This window comes from Arthrobacter sp. NPDC057388 (genome assembly GCF_042668165.1).
Lineage (GTDB): Bacteria > Actinomycetota > Actinomycetes > Actinomycetales > Micrococcaceae > Arthrobacter.
On record NZ_JBHVBL010000109.1, the window covers coordinates 1 to 1,199 of the forward strand.

General features: G+C 42.1%; 1 pseudogene. It reads right to left on the reverse strand.

The window, feature by feature from the left end:
* Positions 1-66: 66 nt before the first annotated feature.
* Positions 67-1,199: pseudogene (locus ACFUTU_RS21420) on the reverse strand (IS1182 family transposase); the annotation flags it as partial.

Genomic DNA, 1,199 nt, shown 5'->3' on the forward strand with positions numbered 1-1,199 from the left:
CAGGTTTTATACAGTTTCTTTAGATATTCATCAGGTTTCAGATGCAGAAAAAGCGCTCCCACATGCCTAGCCCTGCTTGGCTAGGTATGTGGCAATTTTCTTCATGTTCTGGCATGCGGCTGTGAGGAGAACTTGTTCACTCACATTTCGTTTTCCCCTCAACCTGCAATAGCGAAGCCCATGCAGCTGTTTTGAATCTGCAAAGCTTCGCTCTATTTTTTCTTTTCTTTTTTTATAGAGGGTTTTTTCTGAAACAGACAAGCGATTTTGTTTGACCTTTATGGTCTTCTCATACATGTCGAGTAATCACTTTCTGCCGATTCTTTGATTTTGTACAGTTTTCAAGCAGTGGGCATGAGGAACATATTTCAGGATTTGATTTGTATGACCGGTAGCCTTTTCGGTCAGTTGTTGAGTATGTAAGTGTGTCTATGTGCGATGACACCAAAGATTTGGCGGTCAGATAATCCTTTACAGATCGGAGTCGTTAAATATCCGGAATCAAGGGCGACGGCTTCTACTTGAAAACCAAATCGTGCGATTTGGTGGTCTAATCGGTCAAGATAAGGCACAGAATCATGGACATTTCCAGGTGTGACGTAGGCATCGGTGATAATGTTGTATTTCATATCTGTTGTGCGGTGATCTAAATAGAAAAAACCTTCTGGTTTGTTTTCACGATACAGATAGCCACTTTCCGGATCGGTTGTACTGTGGCGGATCTCTTTTTCAGCTTTCACCTCCTCTTTGGCTGTTAATGGTTTTTTTCCGTGTTCCTCCCGATCCTCTTGAATGGCTTCATTTAAATCCTTGATATAGTTTTGGGTATCCTGCGCAATTGTTTTTCTTGTGTATTTATGCTTGTTGGCATTGGCTTTAAGGTGTGTGGAGTCGGTGAATAGGACTCGTCCGCCCACCATGTCATGATTGATGGCCTGAAGAACGATCTCATCAAAAATGTCTTGGAAGATGGTTGTATCTTTAAAGCGTGTGCGTCTGTTCCAGCTGATGGTGGAGTGGTGTGGAACCGGGTCGTTTATGTTCAATCCGAGAAACCATCTGTACGCCATATTGTAGTAAATTTCTTTTTCAAGCTGTCTTTCTGAACGGATACCATAGAGGTATCCGATAAACATCATTTTAAATAAAATAAGCGGATCAAGTGAGGGGCGGCCTTTGTTTTCACTGTAGTAAGGCTG